Here is a 16437-nt window from a genome sequence, read left to right as displayed (position 1 = left end):
TTGAGGGATGACGCTCCGACCCGGATACACGAATGCGCCGCTCGAGCTCGTGGTCTTCGAACTCGCGCACCCACCGAGCCCGTTGCGTCAGGACGAGGTCTACGCCGTCAAGTCGGTCCTGGGCGACCTCGCACCGATCGCTCGGCTGGAGGTCGAAGGGGGTCCCCTTCTCATGTCCCGTGGTCGGCATCTGAACATCTCGTTCGGGCCGGAGGCGCTGACGATCAGCACGACGTCGTACGAGGGCTGGCCCGGCTTCCGGACCACGATCGAAGCTGCGATCCGCGCGCGTCACGGGATCAGCCCCATCGATGCCTCCGAGCGCGTCGGTCTTCGGTACATCAACGAGATCCGCGTCCCGCAGCCTCCCGACGGTGACGGCGATGTGGACTGGTCGGAGTGGCTCGTGCCGAGCGTGACCGCTCCGGCGTTCGATCTGGACGGCGACAGCCTTCATCTCCAGGTCCACCGAGGTCTTGCAGCGTTCTCGCTCGACGAGGAGGGAGATGTCGTCGCAGTGCGGTATTCGGCCGCGCGGGAGGAGGCGATCGAATCGACACCCACCCTCGTCCGTCGCAGTCCCAGCCCGGGCGGCCCGTTCTTCCTCCTCGATACGGATGCGTCGTGGACGAGGGCTGACAGTGCTCGGCTCGAGACCTTCGATGTCGAGAGCACCCTCGCGACGTGCGATCGACTTCATGCGCCGATCGGCACGATCTTCGAGAAACTCATCACGGATCGCTTGAGGAAGGAAGTGCTGCTCTGATGGCGGAGGGAGCACGTTCGGACCGTCTCACCGGCGGACGGCTGTACGAGACGGCGACGCAGCGCTCGAGTGGCGAGACGGCTCGCGCCATGGTCGGTCGGACGGATGTCCTGCGCCGCGAGTCCTGGACGCTGACCAAGCGCGTCCACGTCCTGCACCGCCAGGCGAGCGACGCGGAGTTGGACGCTCTGACGAACAAGCGTGCGGCCGAGAGCCCTGTCGAGGTGCTCGAGTACCTGAGCGAGCAGGGGATCGCCTGGCGCGACATCGCGAGTGTGGTCGGCGTCAGTGTCGCTGCCGTGAAGAAGTGGCGTCAGGGCGAGACCATGACGGGTGAGAACCGGCTCCGTCTTGCGGGTTTCGCGGCTGTTCTGGACAAACTGCACGACCGGATGATCTCGGACCCGGCCTCCTGGCTCGAGATTCCGATCGTGCGCGACGTCTTCGTGACCGGCCTCGATCTCCTCATCGCCGACAGGAGAGATCTCCTGATTCAGCACGCGGTCGACTACGAATCCGTCCCGAAGGAGGCCGTCTTGGACGCCTTCGACCCCGAATGGAGGACGACACGCGTCGACGACTCGTTCGAGACGGTCGTCGGAGCAGACGGGAAGCTCTCGATCGCACCGAAGTCCTCGTTCTAGTGCTCCAGCTTCAGACACCGGCATCGCTGCTCGACCTCTACGCGGCACGCGGCGAAGAGGTGGAGACCCACCGTCCGCTCTTCACCGGAGACGTGTTCGATTCAGCGGACGAGCTGGTGCAGGTCGTCCAGCACCCGTGCGCGCTCAGACGTGGGCCGGAGCTCTTGCCGCGTCTGCTCGTCGTCCCTGTCCGCCCCTGTTCGAGGCCGCGGTCCGACTGGGCGAACGCGGACTACAAGACCATGCCGTTGCCGGCGCTGCTCGGCCCGGCGGGGCACCATGAGGGACTCTTCGCCGAGCCGTCGGTGATCGAGTCGTCCGTGCTCGTCGCGCTCCCTCGGGTGGCCACGCTCGCGCCGACGGGCGTCGATCTCCTTCTGCAGCGATTCGTCCACCATTCCTCGAGGGTGATCGTGCCGATCGACCGGCTCGACGAGGTGACGAGCGGCCCGTTCGAAGAAGCGGACCTGCACGCGGAGTGGGTCGAGGGTCGACGGACCGGGCCTGAGGAGGCTGCGCTCGAGTTCGACACCTGGATCAGGGAGGAGGAAGGGGGAGATACTCGGCAGTCACGGTTGGACGTTCCTGCATTCCGATCGACCATCCGTCGCGCTCTCCGTGCAGAGCTGAAGAAGCGGAACGCTCAGAACTCCTCGTAGTTGTAGGGCTCCGGGTCCGGCTCGATCACGGGGCGGGCGACGGTGCGCCTGTTGTTCTTGATGCGGGAGCGGATGTCCTCGACGGCCGACGCGACGGCCTCGTTCGTCGCAGCCTCGTCGTCGACGGCGACCTCCACGGGCACGGCGACGAGCTCGCTGCTCGCGTCGAGGGTCATCTTCGCCTCGACGAGCACTCCCTCGTCGGTGAACGCCGGGACGGTGACCGCCTCCGAGTGCTCCTGCCGGTCGATCGCGGTCACGAGGTCGAGGAGGGCCTCGGTGACGGCGTCGGTGGTGACGATGCTCTTGGAGGCGTAGGTCAACTGCTGCATGTCTCCAGTCTGAACGGGGCGGATCCGGATCTCTCGGGGTTGCGGCGGGGGCGGGCGGGCGTCTACCGGGCGGCGGGCTCTCGTGCTCCGTTCACCTCGGAGGCCTTGCGGCGGGCGTGGCGCGCGCCGCAGTCTGGAGGCATGCGAGACGTGCTGAGGAGATCCAGCGGCGGCGAGATCGCCGGCGCCGCCCTGATCGTGCTGGCCTCGATCGTGCTCCTGATCGGCGCGTTCGCCGCCGGCGCGGGCAGCGTCTACGGGATGCTCGGCGTGATCGTCGCGTTCGCGGCCGGCGTCACCGGCCTCGGCGTGCACATCGCCGGCCGCGAGGCCCGGCTCCGCCGCGACGGGCACTGACGCCCTCATGCTGATCGAGTGCCCTCGGAGAGGGCGTATCGAGATCCGCCCACCGCTGGCACGTGGGTCTCGATACGCGCTGCGCGCTACTCGACCAGCATGCAGGGAGCGCCTTCTCCTGCTGATCGAGTAGCCCTCGGAGCGGGCGTATCGAGATCCGCCTGCCGGCGGGTCAGCGGTCGACGAGGGTGATCTCGAAGGAGTAGAGGTCGGGGCGGTAGCAGTGCTGGCCGTACTCGACGGCGCGGCCCGAGTTGTCGAAGGCGGTGCGGGTCATCGTCAGGACCGCGGCGCCCTTGCGGAGGTCGAGGAGCTGGGCCTCGCGCGGGGTCGTGGCGCGGGCGCCGATCCGCTGCTTGGCGACGCGCATCGCCACTCCGCGGGCCCGGAGCAGCTGGTAGAGGCCGTGCGTCTCGAGGGCGCCGAGGTCGAGGTCGACGAAGTCGGCCGGCAGCGTGTTGTCGAGCACGGCGAGCGGGACCCCGTCCGCGGACCGCAGGCGAACGAGGTGCAGGACGGGCGAGCCGACCTCGACGCCGAGCGCCTCGGCGGTCTTCTCGTCGGCCGTGCCGACCGTGGAGGAGAGGGTGCTCGTCGTCGGGCTCTGCCCGGAGCGCTGGAGGTCCTCGAAGAGGCTGGTGAGCTCGACGTTGCGGGTGACCCTGCCGTGCACGACCTGCGTGCCGATGCCGCGGCGGCGCACGAGGAGTCCCTTGTCGACGAGGTCCTGGATGGCGCGGCGGATGGTCGGCCGCGACATGCCGAGACGGTTGCCCAGCGACACCTCGTTCTCGAGCCGGGAGCCGGCCGGGAGCGTCTCGTCGAGGATGGCGCGCTCGAGACGGGTCGCGATCTGGTGGTAGAGCGGGATGGGCCCGGAGCGGTCGAGGTCCATGAAGAGGTCCATCGGCAGGGCGTGCTCCTCCTGCAGCGCCATGTCGTCCCCCTCCGCCCGCCGGCTCACCGCCGGCTGTCCTCGACACCTGTCGGCGTCACTACATTATGCAGCGCACATCAGCAGCTCAGCAGTCCGTCCCATTGTGCTATTGTAACGACATTACAGACCGCCCTCTCGAGGAGTAGTACACCGTCGTATGGTCCAGATGATCCGCCGCGCCCTCGTGCTCGCCGCCCCTGCGCTCGCCGCCCCCGCGCTCGTCGTCCCCGGAGCGTCCCGATGAAGGCCGCGGTCGCCGGCGCCCCCGTCAGCTTCGGCGTCTTCGAGCTCACCCCCGAGGGCGCCGACGTGGTCTCGCCCGACGACCTCGTCGACGTGCTCGCCGAGGCGGGCTACACCGGCGTCGACCTGGGACCGGCCGGCTACCTCGGCCGCGGACGAGAGCTGCGCCAGCGCCTCGAGCGCTCGGGACTCGACATCGCCGGCGGCTGGATCCAGCTGCCCTTCTCGGACGACGACGCCTTCGCGGCGTCGCTCCCCGAGCTCGACGCCGCGCTCCGCCTCTTCGCCGAGGCGTCCGAGCACGGCCCCGCGCGGCTCCCCCTGCCGACTCTCGCCGACGACGGCTCCGCGGCGCGGCGCTCCTCGCCCGGTCGCGGCGCCGGTGCCGACCCGCTCGACGACGCACGCTGGTCGCGGCTGGTCGCCAACGTCGAGCGCGCCACCGCCGCCGTCCGCGCGGCCGGCTTCGAGCCCACCTTCCACCACCACGCGGGCACGTACATCGAGTCGCCGGAGGAGATCGACCGGTTCCTCGGCGCCGTCGACATCGGGCTCACCCTCGACACCGGCCACCTCCTGATCGGCGGCGGCGACCCGGTCGCGGCCGTCGAGCGCTGGGGCTCCCGGATCAACCACCTGCACCTCAAGGACGTCGACGTCGCCGAGCTGCGCCGGGTCCTCGCGGCCGGCGGCGGGATGCGCGAGGTCTGGTCCTCCGGAGCGTTCGTCGCCTTCGGCCGCGGCGACATCGACCTCGACGCCGTGATGACCGCGATCGACGCCCAGGGCTACGACGGCTGGGTCGTCGTCGAGCAGGACGTCCTCAACGCCCCCGACGCCGACATCACGGCCTTCCGCGACGAGCGCCGCGACGACCAGGCCGTCAACCGCGAGGCCCTGCGCGCCTGGGCCTGACCCGCGCCACCCACTCCCGCCACCCGAACCCCGACCACCCCGACCGCCCCCGAGCAGCAAGGACATCGCCGTGACCGACACCCCTCTCCGCTTCGGACTCATCGGCACCGGCCGCATCGGCCAGGTGCACGCGGCGAACATCGCCGCCGACCCCGAGGCGACGCTCGCCTGGGTCTGCGATCCGTTCGTCGACGGCGCGAACGCCGTCGCGGCCCGCTACGGCGGAACCGTGACGACCGACGCCGCCGAGATGTTCGCCTCGGGCGGGATCGACGCGGTGCTGATCGCCTCGCCGACCGCGACCCACGTCGACCTGCTCGAGGCCGCGATCTCGGCCGGGATCCCCGCGCTCTGCGAGAAGCCGATCGACCTCGACATCGCGCGCGTCGACGCCCTGCTGCCCCGCGTCACGTCGTCGGGAGTCGCGATCGCCCTCGGCTTCAACCGCCGCTTCGACCCGGCCTTCGCCGAGGCGCGCGCCCGCGTCGCCGCCGGCGAGATCGGCGCGCTGGAGCAGCTCTCGATCATCAGCCGTGACCCCGCCGCCCCGCCCGCGGCCTACATCGGCGTCTCCGGCGGCATCTTCCGCGACATGACGATCCACGACTTCGACATGGCGCGCTTCTTCCTCCCCGACATCGTCGAGGTCACCGCGACCGGCACGACGACCTTCGACCCCGGCGCGCGCGAGCACGGCGACTTCGACACCGCCGTCGTCACGCTCCGCTCCGCCTCCGGCGCGCTCGTCTCGATCACCAACTCGCGGCACAGCTCGGTCGGCTACGACCAGCGCATCGAGGCCTTCGGCGCGGACGGCTCCATCGAGGTCGCGAACGCCCTCACCAGCCTGGTCAGCGTCTCGAACGGCACCAGCGTGCAGGCCAAGCCGCCGTACCAGGACTTCTTCCTCGAGCGGTACTCCGTGGCCTACCGGGCCGAGCTGAGCGAGTTCATCAAGCTCGCCCGCGGTCAGGAGTCGACGAGCCCCACCTTCGCCGACGGCCGCGCCGCCCTGGTCCTCGCCGACGCCGCCGCCCGCTCCGCGGTCGAGCGCGTCTCGGTGAGCGTCGAGCTGTAGGGCGCCGGCCGTGACCGTCCGTCTCGCCGCCTCCGCGGAGATGCTCTTCCCGGAGCTCGAGTTCGTCGACCGCGTCCGCCGCCTGCACGAGCGCGGCTTCGAGGTCGAGATCTGGGACTGGTCCACCAAGGACCTGCCCGCGCTCGCGGCGACCGGAGCGACGTTCTCGTCGATGACCGGCTACCTGACCGGCGACCTGATCACCCCCGACGGCATCGCCGAGACGCTCCGGACGGCCGAGCTCTCGCTGGCGGCCGCCGAGATCATCGACAGCCCGCGGCTGAACCTGCACGGCACCGGCCTCGCGCCGGGCGGCCTGCCCGTCCGGCCCGGCACCCAGGTGACGCCCGCGGATCGCGAGCGCGCCGAGGACACCCTCCGCCGGCTGGCCGCGCTCGGCGAGGAGCGCGGCCGGGTCTTCACCCTCGAGAACCTCAACACCGCCGTCGACCACCCGGGCACGCCGTTCGCCCGCGCCGAGGACACCCTCGCGCTGGTCAGCGCGGTCGACCGCCCGGGTCTGCGGCTGAACCTCGACCTGTACCACGCGCAGATCGGCGAGGGGAACCTGCTCGAGCTCGTGCGCCGCTGCCTGACCTGGATCGGCGAGATCCAGGTCGCCGACGTGCCCGGCCGCTGCGAGCCGGGGACCGGCGAGATCCGCTACCCGGCCGTCGCCCGGGAGCTGCGAGCCCTCGGCTACGACGGGGTCGTCGGGCTCGAGGCGTGGCCGTCGACCGACTCCGAGTCGGCGCTCGACGCCTTCGAGGCGGCCTTCGCTCTCTGAAGGCCGCCCCGCGGCGGGCGTCGGGCGGCTCAGGCGTCGTAGGTGACGTCTCCGCTGACCGTCCCGACGCTCTCCCACGCCCGCGAGCGGTCGCTGCGGAGCGCGGCCTCGACGATCTCGGCGGCCGACCAGGCGTCCGCGGCCGACGGCGCGAGCTGGCGACCCTCGAGCACCGAGGTGAGGAAGAGCGACGCCTCGATCGTCTTGAGGTCGTCGAAGCCCATGCTCGTCCCGGCGCCGGGCTGGAAGCGCGAGAAGTCGCCGAAGCCCGGCTGCGCCATGATCGTGCGGTAGCCGCTGGGGTCGTCGGCGAGCTGCAGCTCGTTCAGCCGCTGGAAGTCCCAGCGCAGCGAGCCCTTCGTGCCGTACACCTCGAGGGTGTACTCGGCGCGCGGCCCGACCGCGACCCGGCTCGCCTCCAGCACCGCGACCGCGCCGGACTCGAAGCGGCCGAGGACCGCCGCGTAGTCCTCGTTCTCGACCGCGCCGCGCTCGCCGCCCTCGGAGCCCTTGCTGAAGTGGCCCGCCGCGGCGGAGCCGGGCAGCGGGCGCTCGCGCACGAAGGTCTCGGTGAGCGCGGAGACCGAGTCGATCCGCCCCACCAGGTACTGCGCCAGGTCGGCGCCGTGCGAGAGCAGATCGCCGAGCACGCCCGAGCCGGCCCGCGCCTGCAGGAAGCGCCAGGTGAGCGCGCCGAGCGGATCCGCGGAGTAGTCGGCGAGCAGGCGCACGCTCACGTTCGTGACGCGGCCGATCGCTCCCTCGCGGATCAGGGCGCGGGCCTGCGCGAGCGCCGGCGCGTGCCGGTAGTTGAAGCCGACCGAGGTGACGACGCCGGCGTCGGCGGCCGCGCGGGCGATCTCGGACGACTCGGCGGCCGAGCGGCCCATCGGCTTCTCGATCCAGAACGGCTTGCCGGCGGCCGCGGCGGCGAGGGCGACCTCGCGGTGCAGGAAGTTCGGCGCGCAGATCGAGACGATGTCGACCTCGGGGTCCGCCAGCACTTCGCGGTAGTCGGCCGTCGTCCGGCGGTAGCCCAGGACGTCCTCCGCCAGCGAGCGCGTGCCAGGATCGGTGTCGGCCGCCGACACGAGGTCCACGGCGACGCCGAGGTCCGGGTAGTGCTCCGGGACCGCGCGGTACGCCCGCGTGTGCAGGCGCCCCATCCAGCCGACCGACACCAGACCCACTCCGAAACGGTGCACCATTGCGCGCTCCTCCCTGCTCTTGACAGCAGCTCGGCACCCGATGCCTCTCACCGGTGAGCCGTTCCGAGCGTAGCGCAATGACAATATGTATTGACATTCGCAACCAGCGATTTCATACTCGACCCGACAACGACGTTCCGGACCGTCAGAGACGACGCCGTCCGCAGAGAAGGAGCTCTCCATGAAGAAGCGATTCCTCGCCGGCCTCGGCCTCGCAGCCTCGGCCGCCCTGCTGCTCAGCGGGTGCACGGGCACCGGGCAGGAGCCCGCCGCGACCACCGGCGGCGGCGGTGGCGCGGGCGGTGGCGGCGACTACACCTACGCGGTCGTCACCCACTCCGGCCCCGGCGACGCCTTCTGGGACCGCGTGAAGTCCGGCGCCGAGGCGGCCGGCGGCGACTACGGCGCGACCATCACCTACAACGCGGACCCCGACCCGGCGAAGCAGTCGCAGCTGATCGACAACGCGGTCGCCCAGCAGGTCGACGGCATCGTCGTCTCGATGGCGAACCCCGACGGCGTCAAGGACAGCGTCGAGAAGGCCGTCGCGGCCGGCATCCCGGTCGTCACCATCAACTCCGGCATCGAGCGCTCCGCCGAGTTCGGCGCCCTCACCCACATCGGTCAGAGCGAGACGGTCGCCGGCGAGGCGGTCGGCACCAAGCTCGCCGAGGCCGGCGCCACCAACGCGCTCTGCGTCATCCAGGAGGCGGGCAACGTCGGTCTCGAGGAGCGCTGCAAGGCGGCCGCGTCGACCTTCGGCGGCAGCATGAGCAACCTGCAGGTGGACGGCACGAACGACGCCGACGTCAAGGCGACCATCAAGTCCAAGCTGCAGGCCGACCCGTCCATCGACGGCGTGCTCACCCTCGGCGGCCAGTACGCGATCGACGCCGTCGGCGCCGTGTCGGAGTCGGGCAGCTCGGCCCAGGTCGGCACCTTCGACCTCTCCGAGGACGTCGTCACCGCGGTCGAGGACGGCTCGATCGTCTTCGCCGTCGACCAGCAGCCCTACGTTCAGGGCTTCCTCGGCGTCACGGCGCTCCAGCTCTACACGACCAACGGCAACGTCATCGGCGGCGGCCAGCCGGTCTACTCCGGACCCGCCTTCGTCACCAAGGAGAACGCGGCCGCGGTCGCCGAGTTCGCCGCGAACGGCACCCGCTAGCGGCCCCGGCCCGTCCCCGACAGGAGTCAGCAGTGACGACGACAGACATCGTGACGATCGCGACGAGGCCCCGCCTCGAGCGCCGTCCACTCCGCAAGATCCTGGCCCGGCCCGAGACCGGCGCGTTCGTCGCCGCCCTCGCCGTGCTCGTGTTCTTCTCCCTCTACACCCCGCAGTTCCTGAGCTTCGCCGGCGCCGGGGTCTGGCTGGAGTCGGCCTCGACCTTCGGGATCATGGCCGTCGCCGTGGCGCTGCTGATGATCGGCGGCGAGTTCGACCTCTCCGCCGGCGTGATGACGGGCTTCTCCGCCCTCATCGTCGGGATCCTGACCACCCACTACGGACTCAGCATCTGGGTGGCGGTCTTCGTCTCGCTGATCGTCTGCCTCGGCGTCGGCGCCCTCAACGGCATCCTGGTGATGAAGACCGGGCTGCCGAGCTTCATCGTGACGCTCGGCACCTTCTTCGCCCTCGCCGGCATCGACCTGGCGGTGACGAAGATCATCACCGGCCAGGTCGCGATCCAGGGCATGACCAAGGTCCCGGGCTACGACGGCATCCAGCCGCTGTTCGGCTCGTCGGCCGGCATCGGCGGCGGCACCTTCTACGTGTCGGTGCTCTGGTGGTTCGTGGTGGCGGCCGTCGCGACCTGGATCCTGCTGCGCACCCGCGCCGGCAACTGGATCTTCGCCGTCGGCGGGGCGCAGACCGCGTCGCGCCAGGTCGGCGTCCCGGTGCTGAAGACCAAGATCGGCCTCTTCATGGGGACCGCCGGCGCCGCCTGGCTCGTCGGCATGATCTCGCTCTTCCGCACCTCGACGGTGCAGGCGAACACCGGCGTCGGCCAGGAGTTCATCTACATCATCTGCGCCGTCGTCGGCGGCTGCCTGATGACCGGCGGCTACGGCTCGGCGATCGGCGCCGCCCTCGGCGCGCTGATCTACGGGATGGTCTTCCAGGGCATCACCTTCGCCCAGTGGGACACCAACTGGCTGCGCACCGTCCTCGGCGGCATGCTGCTCGCCGCGGTGCTCCTCAACAACTTCGTCCGGACACGAGCAGGAGGCGGACGATGAGCGCCGACACGACGAGCGGCCCCTCGACCGGACAGCCGGCCGCGCCCCGCACCCCGGTGGGCACGACGATCGTCGAGGTCCGCGACATCGGCAAGAGCTACGGCGCCGTCAATGCGCTCGCCGGAGTCTCGACCACGGTCAACGCCGGCCAGGTCACCTGCGTCCTCGGCGACAACGGCGCCGGCAAGTCGACGTTCATCAAGATGCTCGCCGGTGCGCACACGCCCTCCGAGGGCGAGCTGCTCCTCGATGGGACGCCGGTCACCTTCTCGTCGCCGCGCGCCGCGCTGCAGGCGGGGATCGCGACCGTCTACCAGGACCTCGCGGTCGTGCCGCTGATGCCGGTCTGGCGCAACTTCTTCCTCGGCTCCGAGATCACCAAGGGGCGCGGACCGCTGCGCCGCCTCGACGTGAAGCGGATGAAGGAGGTCACGCAGAGCGAGCTGGCGAGCATGGGCATCGACCTGCGCGACGTCGACCAGCCGATCGGCACGCTCTCCGGAGGCGAGCGCCAGTGCGTCGCGATCGCCCGCGCGGTCTACTTCGGTGCCCGCGTGCTGATCCTGGACGAGCCGACCGCGGCGCTGGGCGTCAAGCAGTCGGGCGTGGTGCTCAAGTACATCGCCCGCTCCCGCGACGCCGGGCTCGGCGTGGTCTTCATCACCCACAACCCGCACCACGCCTACCCGGTGGGCGACCGCTTCCTCCTCCTGAACCGCGGCACCAGCCTCGGCAACTTCGAGAAGAGCGAGATCACCCTCGGCGAGCTGACCAGCTTGATGGCCGGCGGCGCCGAGCTCGCCTCCCTCGCCCACGAGCTCGAGCGCTCGATGCCGGACTCCGCGGTCACCGCGGAGCTCGCGCACGAGGCCGCGGCGAGGCCGGAGTGACGGCGGGGCCCTAGGTGAGGCTTCCAGGTCAGGCGATCGATGCCCCGGGCAGGACGAACCGCACGCTCTCGGCCCGGAGCATCGTGAACGGGTCGATGCACGGAACCCCCATCGCGGCGCAGGCGTCCGGGATCTTGATCCTCCGGGTCGCCTGCGGCGCCGACTTCTCGTGAGTGACGACCGTGTGCCCGTGCGCGTGGGCGTACGCCACGAGCTGGAAGTCCCCGACACTGAGGAACTGGCTGACCGCGGCAGCGGTGAAGTCCGACGTGCTCGCCCAGGTCGAGACCAGCGCGAGGCTCGGGAGCGTGGCCTGGTCCATCCGGAGGAACATCGGAGCGCGTCCGCTCGCCCAAGTCGACAGGTCGTCAGCCGCGGCTCTCAACTCGTCCGCGATCCTGTCGATGCTGCAGAGGACGCCCGCGGAGTGCCCCTGATCCAGCCACTCCCAGAACGCGGGGACGAAGTCGAAACCGTAGTGCGCGTTCTTCGACGTGATGAAGATGTTGGCGTCCAGCAGATACATCACGCGACTCCCAGCTCGCGCGCGAGGCGGGCGAACGTCTCCGCCTTCTTCGTCGCCAGGAGGCTGTAGGCGTCACGGTGCAGTGTTCGACCCTCCTGCGTGTCGACGATGACGGCGCGAGCGAAGAGACGGCTCACCTTGAGCGGGTGGCTCAGGTAGAAGTCCCCGCCGCTTCCCCCTCGTCGTCTCTCGAGGAACGCCCGCACTCGCGCCAGCTCCTCCAGGTGGCGCGCTCGGTACTCGTCCCACTCCAGGAACGCGGCGTCGAAGATCCGACGGAGGACCACGAGGGTGCTGACCCGGTAGATCCGCGCGAGACGTTCGAGTTCCGCGACGTCGGCCTCCCCGCGGTACTCCGCGCGCACGGCGTCCAGCGGAACGAGGACCTCCGCGGCGACCCGATTGCACCAGACCTCGACCTCGGCGGTCCGGTCGTCGTCCACCGACGCGTCGTCGACGCCGCCCAGTCCCAGCCACAGGTGTGCCACCTCGTGGACGAGGGTGAAGATCTGCGCGGCCTTCGTGTCCGCGCCGTTCACGAAGACGAGCGGTGCGAACTCGTCGCTCAGCGCGAAGCCGCGGAACTCGCTGCTGTCGAGCCTGCGGTGGGTGTTTCCGCCGACGACGCCGTTCACCATCACGAGGACACCCAGCTCCTCGATCGTGTCGATGAGCCGGCGGAGAGCGGACTCCCCGCTCGCGAAGAGGTGGCGCTCCGTCGTCTCGAATCGGAGGGCGGTCCGGATCGCGGCAGCCGTCTCCGTGACGGGGGCTCGGACATCGACGCTGCCGATGAAGGGCAGGCGCGGGTGGCCGTTCAGGATGCAGTGGTTCCTGAACCAGTCCTGGCGCCGCTGGCAGAGGTAGATCGTCTCCAGGAGGTCGGCGCTGGGGGCGGCGATGTGCGCATTCCCGAGGGTCCGGTAATCCGGGATCGGCAGGCTCTCGACCGGTGCCTCATCGAGGAAGAAGTAGCCGACCGGCGCCCGGGTCGCGGTCGCGAACCGCTCGAGCTGCGGGAAGGTCGGGTTCTTCTCGCCCGCTTCCCAGGAGTGCAGGTCGGGGAAGCGGCGGTGGAGGTCTCCTGCATCGACTCCGGACCGCTCGACGGCCCAGGCGAGCAGCTGACGCTTCACCGGCACGCGGACGCTCATCGGCTCTCTCCCGGGTTCTCTCGTCATCGGTGTGCGGCGGAGTGGCGGCTCGTGCTCCCGGACGGAGCGAAGCCGGCGCGCTCCATGGTCGCAGGTGCCACCGTCCGCGGGCCCGACCTGTCCTGTTTTGCATGTTCGCTTGTTAGGACATTCCGTGTAGAGTCGGACCAGCATTCCTCCTCGATCCACGTCTCCGCCGAAGCGACGGGCGACAGAGAGTTGTACAGAGTCGTATGAGTCCCTCCACCACGCCCTACGACGTCCTGACCATCGGCCGGGTCGGGGTCGACATCTACCCGCTGCAGGACGGCCTCGGGCTCGAGGACGTCGAGACCTTCGGCAAGTACCTCGGCGGGAGCGCCGCCAACGTCGCGATCGCGGCCGCCCGGCACGGGCACTCCGCCGCGCTGATCTCGCGGGCCGGCGACGACCCGTTCGGCCGCTACGTGAAGCGCGAGCTGGTCCGGCTCGGCGTCTCGGACGAGTTCGTCGGCACCGAGCCGGACCTGGCCACGCCGGTCACGTTCTGCGAGATCTTCCCGCCGGACGACTTCCCGCTGTACTTCTACCGCAAGCCCAAGGCCCCCGACCTGGCGATCACCGCGCAGTCGCTCGACCTCGACGCGATCGTCCGGGCGAAGGTCTACTGGTCGACCGTCACCGGGCTGACGGAGGAGCCCAGCCGGTCCGCGCACTTCGTCGCCTGGCAGGCGCGCGACCGCCGGCCGTTCACCGTGCTCGACCTGGACTACCGGCCGATGTTCTGGCGCTCGCCGGAGCGGGCCTCGCAGGAGGTCGCGAAGGCGCTGGAGTGGGTCACCGTCGCGGTCGGCAACCGGGAGGAGTGCGAGGTCGCCGTCGGTGAGACCGACCCGTCGCGCGCGGCCGACGCGCTCCTCGACCGGGGCGTCGAGCTCGCGATCGTCAAGCAGGGGCCCCGCGGCGTGCTCGCGAAGACCCGTTCCGAGACGGTCGAGGTCGCGCCCTTCCCGGTCCAGGTCGTCAACGGCCTCGGCGCCGGGGACAGCTTCGGCGGCGCGCTCATCCACGGCCTCGTCGAGGGCTGGGACCTCGAGCGCATCCTCCGCTTCGCGAACGTCGCCGGCGCGATCGTCGCCTCGCGGCGCGAGTGCTCGACGGCGATGCCCACCACGGCCGAGGTCGAGGCCTTCCTGAAGGAGCGCACCGATGTCACGCTCTGATCGCGACTTCGCGGAGCTGCGCCGGCTCCGCGCCGAGGACCCGACCGCCGTCGCGCGGGCGCTCGCCGGGCGCCGCCGCCGTCCGCTGCTCGGCGGGAACGGCCGGCTGCTGCTCGTGGCCGCCGACCACCCCGCCCGCGGCGCGCTCGGCGTGCGCGGCGAGGCGATGGCGATGGCGGATCGCTACGACCTGCTCGACCGCCTCGCGACCGCGCTCTCGCGGCCGGGAGTGGACGGAGTGCTCGGCACGCCGGACATCATCGACGACCTCGCCCTGCTCGGGCTGCTCGACGACAAGGTCGTGGTCGGATCGATGAACCGCGGTGGCCTGCGCGGCGCCTCCTTCGAGATGGACGACCGCTTCACCGGCTACGACATCGACGGGATCGTCCGCGACGGCCTCGACTTCGCGAAGACGCTGCTGCGGATCAACCTCGCCGACGCCGGCTCGGTCGCGACGCTCGAGGCCAACGCGGCGGCCGTGACCGCGGCCGCGGCGGCCCATGTGCCGATCATGCTCGAGCCCTTCCTGAGCGAGTGGGTCGACGGCGCCGTCGTCAACGACCTCTCCGCCGACGCCGTGATCACCTCGATCGCGATCGCCTCCGGGCTCGGCTCGTCCTCGGCCTACACCTGGATGAAGCTGCCCGTCGTCGACGAGATGGAGCGGGTGATGGCCGCCACCACCCTCCCGACGCTGCTGCTCGGCGGCGACCCGACGGGGAGCCCCGACGAGACCTACGCGGCATGGGGCGCGGCTCTCGCGCTGCCCGGAGTCCGCGGCCTCGTCGTCGGGCGCACCCTCCTCTACCCGGCCGACGGCGACGTCGCGGCAGCGGTCGACACCGCCGCCGCGCTCGTGCACGGCTGACCGCACCCCTGACCGACAAGCCCCTCTCCCACGAACCCCCTCTCCCACGAACCCCCTCTCCCACGAACCCCCTCTCCCACGAACAGAGACAGGAATCATGTCCGAGACCATCGGAACCACCCCGCTGCACCAGCTCGCCGTCGTCCCGCACTGGATCGACGGGCGCGAGTCGCCCTCGGCCTCGGGCCGCACCGCGCCGGTCTTCGACCCCGCGCTGGGCGTCGCGACCAAGGAGGTGGCGCTGGCCGACGAGGCCGAGATCGCCGCGGCGATCGCCTCCGCGAAGGCCGCGTTCCCGGCCTGGCGCGACCTGTCGCTGGCGAAGCGGCAGCAGATCCTCTTCTCCTTCCGCGAGCTGCTGGAGGCGAAGAAGGGCGAGCTGGCCGAGATCATCACCTCGGAGCACGGCAAGGTCGTCTCCGACGCGCTCGGCGAGATCACCCGCGGCCAGGAGGTCGTGGAGTTCGCGACGGGGCTCGCGCACCACCTCAAGGGCGAGTACTCGGAGCAGGTCTCGACCGGCGTCGACGTGTACTCGACGAAGCAGCCGCTCGGCGTGGTCGGGATCATCTCCCCGTTCAACTTCCCGGCGATGGTGCCGATGTGGTTCTTCCCGATCGCGATCGCGGCCGGCAACACCGTCATCCTCAAGCCCAGCGAGAAGGACCCGACCGCGGCGATCTGGCTCGCGAAGCTGTGGAAGGAGGCCGGCCTGCCCGACGGCGTCTTCACCGTGCTCAACGGCGACAAGCAGGCCGTCGACGGGCTGCTGACCTCGCCCGACGTCCGCTCGATCTCCTTCGTCGGCTCCACGCCGATCGCGCAGTACGTCTACGAGACCGGGACGAAGCACGGCAAGCGCGTGCAGGCCCTCGGCGGGGCGAAGAACCACATGCTGGTGCTGCCGGACGCGGACCTCGACCTGGTCGCCGACTCGGCGATCAACGCGGGCTTCGGCTCGGCGGGGGAGCGCTGCATGGCGATCTCGGTCGTCGTCGCGGTCGAGCCCGTGGCGGACGAGCTGATCGGGAAGATCCAGGAGCGCGCGTCGCAGCTGCGCATCGGCGACGGCCGCCGTGGCTGCGACATGGGACCCCTGGTCACCGAGGTCCACCGCGACAAGGTCGCCTCCTACATCGCGATCGCCGAGCAGGACGGCGCCGAGGTCGTCATCGACGGCCGCGGCATCGAGGTCGACGGCGACCCGAACGGCTTCTGGCTCGGCCCGACACTGCTCGACAAGGTCCCCACCACCTCCCGCGCCTACACCGAGGAGATCTTCGGCCCCGTGCTGTCCATCGTCCGCGTGGCCACCTACGAGGAGGGCGTCGAGCTCATCAACAACGGTGCGTTCGGCAACGGCACCGCGATCTTCACCAACGACGGCGGGGCGGCCCGCCGCTTCCAGAACGAGGTCCAGGTCGGCATGATCGGCATCAACGTGCCGATCCCGGTGCCGGTGGCGACGTTCTCGTTCGGCGGCTGGAAGTCGTCGCTGTTCGGCGATACCAAGGCCCACGGCGCGGAGGGCGTGCGGTTCTTCACGCAGCAGAAGGCGATCACCTCGCGCTGGCTGGACCCCTCGCACGGCGGCATCAACCTGGGTTTCCCCCAGAACTGAGCC

The 16437-nt window shown here is 70.8% G+C and carries 18 protein-coding genes; 13 read left to right on the top strand and 5 right to left on the bottom strand.

The window, feature by feature from the left end:
• The first annotated feature begins 7 nt into the window (after positions 1–7).
• The 3 genes from EDF35_RS05680 to EDF35_RS05670 all read left to right on the top strand — a co-directional run bounded on the left by EDF35_RS05680 (position 8) and on the right by EDF35_RS05670 (position 2069).
• Entirely contained in the window at positions 8–766 is a 759-nt protein-coding gene (locus tag EDF35_RS05680) for a TIGR04255 family protein (RefSeq protein WP_133961018.1), read from the top strand.
• A gap of 89 nt (positions 767–855) precedes the next feature.
• Positions 856–1410: a transcriptional regulator gene (locus EDF35_RS05675; RefSeq protein WP_166674016.1), complete on the top strand. Its 555-nt coding sequence runs from the start codon at positions 856–858 to the stop codon at positions 1408–1410.
• Positions 1323–2069: a hypothetical protein gene (locus EDF35_RS05670; RefSeq protein WP_148059945.1), complete on the top strand. Its 747-nt coding sequence runs from the start codon at positions 1323–1325 to the stop codon at positions 2067–2069. Before EDF35_RS05675 ends, EDF35_RS05670 begins: the two co-directional genes overlap by 88 nt.
• Here EDF35_RS05670 and EDF35_RS05665 read toward each other — a convergent pair.
• Positions 2054–2401, bottom strand: a complete 348-nt coding sequence (locus EDF35_RS05665) for a hypothetical protein (RefSeq protein WP_133961016.1) — start codon at positions 2399–2401, stop codon at positions 2054–2056. The two genes, EDF35_RS05670 and EDF35_RS05665, sit on opposite strands and share 16 nt — an antisense overlap.
• Positions 2402–2542: 141 nt before the next feature.
• Here EDF35_RS05665 and EDF35_RS05660 point away from each other — a divergent pair, with 141 nt between their 5' ends.
• Positions 2543–2758 carry a hypothetical protein gene (locus tag EDF35_RS05660; protein ID WP_133961015.1) on the top strand — a complete coding sequence of 72 codons (216 nt, stop codon included), beginning with the start codon at positions 2543–2545 and terminating at the stop codon, positions 2756–2758.
• Between the two features lie 172 nt (positions 2759–2930).
• Here the strand turns inward: EDF35_RS05660 and EDF35_RS05655 are convergent, their stop codons facing one another.
• The gene (locus tag EDF35_RS05655) at positions 2931–3695 is read right to left on the bottom strand and encodes a GntR family transcriptional regulator (protein ID WP_123705876.1); all 765 of its coding nucleotides are present in this window, start codon (positions 3693–3695) and stop codon (positions 2931–2933) included.
• 240 nt (positions 3696–3935) lie between these two features.
• Between EDF35_RS05655 and EDF35_RS05650 the strand changes: the two genes are divergently transcribed.
• The 3 genes from EDF35_RS05650 (at position 3936) to EDF35_RS05640 (ending at position 6718) form a co-directional block, all read left to right on the top strand.
• Positions 3936–4853 carry a sugar phosphate isomerase/epimerase gene (locus EDF35_RS05650; RefSeq protein WP_133961014.1) on the top strand — a complete coding sequence of 306 codons (918 nt, stop codon included), beginning with the start codon at positions 3936–3938 and terminating at the stop codon, positions 4851–4853.
• A 70-nt stretch (positions 4854–4923) separates the two neighbouring features.
• Positions 4924–5931 (top strand): inositol 2-dehydrogenase, encoded by a 1008-nt coding sequence (gene iolG, locus EDF35_RS05645; RefSeq protein ID WP_133961013.1) that lies wholly within the window; start codon positions 4924–4926, stop codon positions 5929–5931.
• Between the two features lie 40 nt (positions 5932–5971).
• Complete coding sequence (locus EDF35_RS05640; RefSeq protein ID WP_123705961.1) at positions 5972–6718, top strand: TIM barrel protein; 747 nt, start codon at positions 5972–5974, stop codon at positions 6716–6718.
• Positions 6719–6747: 29 nt separating this feature from the next.
• On the opposite strand, the gene EDF35_RS05635 is transcribed toward EDF35_RS05640, so the two are convergent.
• Entirely contained in the window at positions 6748–7926 is a 1179-nt protein-coding gene (locus EDF35_RS05635) for a Gfo/Idh/MocA family oxidoreductase (RefSeq protein WP_123734524.1), read from the bottom strand.
• Positions 7927–8107: 181 nt separating this feature from the next.
• On the opposite strand from EDF35_RS05635, the gene EDF35_RS05630 reads away from it, so the two are divergent.
• The 3 genes from EDF35_RS05630 to EDF35_RS05620 are packed head-to-tail and all read left to right on the top strand — an operon-like array spanning position 8108 to position 11060.
• Positions 8108–9094, top strand: a complete 987-nt coding sequence (locus EDF35_RS05630; RefSeq protein ID WP_123731634.1) for a sugar ABC transporter substrate-binding protein — start codon at positions 8108–8110, stop codon at positions 9092–9094.
• Positions 9095–9126: 32 nt separating this feature from the next.
• The gene (locus EDF35_RS05625; protein WP_123705871.1) at positions 9127–10170 is read left to right on the top strand and encodes an ABC transporter permease; all 1044 of its coding nucleotides are present in this window, start codon (positions 9127–9129) and stop codon (positions 10168–10170) included.
• Positions 10167–11060, top strand: coding sequence for an ATP-binding cassette domain-containing protein (locus tag EDF35_RS05620; protein ID WP_133961012.1), 894 nt, complete (start codon positions 10167–10169; stop codon positions 11058–11060). The genes EDF35_RS05625 and EDF35_RS05620 overlap by 4 nt, the downstream gene beginning before the upstream one ends.
• Positions 11061–11088: 28 nt before the next feature.
• On the opposite strand, the gene EDF35_RS05615 is transcribed toward EDF35_RS05620, so the two are convergent.
• Together EDF35_RS05615 and EDF35_RS05610 are read right to left on the bottom strand one after the other, a co-directional pair.
• Positions 11089–11586 (bottom strand): DUF4411 family protein, encoded by a 498-nt coding sequence (locus EDF35_RS05615; RefSeq protein WP_123731636.1) that lies wholly within the window; start codon positions 11584–11586, stop codon positions 11089–11091.
• Complete coding sequence (locus EDF35_RS05610) at positions 11586–12740, bottom strand: ImmA/IrrE family metallo-endopeptidase (RefSeq protein WP_133961011.1); 1155 nt, start codon at positions 12738–12740, stop codon at positions 11586–11588. Before EDF35_RS05610 ends, EDF35_RS05615 begins: the two co-directional genes overlap by 1 nt.
• A gap of 233 nt (positions 12741–12973) precedes the next feature.
• Here EDF35_RS05610 and iolC point away from each other — a divergent pair, with 233 nt between their 5' ends.
• The 3 genes from iolC (at position 12974) to EDF35_RS05595 (ending at position 16434) form a co-directional block, all read left to right on the top strand.
• A complete protein-coding gene (gene iolC, locus EDF35_RS05605) occupies positions 12974–13942 on the top strand; it encodes a 5-dehydro-2-deoxygluconokinase (RefSeq protein ID WP_123705867.1) in 969 nt (322 codons plus the stop codon).
• Positions 13929–14813 (top strand): deoxyribose-phosphate aldolase, encoded by an 885-nt coding sequence (locus EDF35_RS05600; protein WP_123734528.1) that lies wholly within the window; start codon positions 13929–13931, stop codon positions 14811–14813. The genes iolC and EDF35_RS05600 overlap by 14 nt, the downstream gene beginning before the upstream one ends.
• A 97-nt stretch (positions 14814–14910) precedes the next feature.
• A complete protein-coding gene (locus tag EDF35_RS05595) occupies positions 14911–16434 on the top strand; it encodes a CoA-acylating methylmalonate-semialdehyde dehydrogenase (protein ID WP_133961010.1) in 1524 nt (507 codons plus the stop codon).
• Positions 16435–16437: the final 3 nt, after the last annotated feature.

This window comes from Rathayibacter sp. PhB151 (genome assembly GCF_004366415.1).
GTDB classification, from domain to species: Bacteria; Actinomycetota; Actinomycetes; order Actinomycetales; family Microbacteriaceae; genus Rathayibacter; species Rathayibacter festucae.
This window is presented reverse-complemented; position numbering and strand designations above follow the sequence as displayed.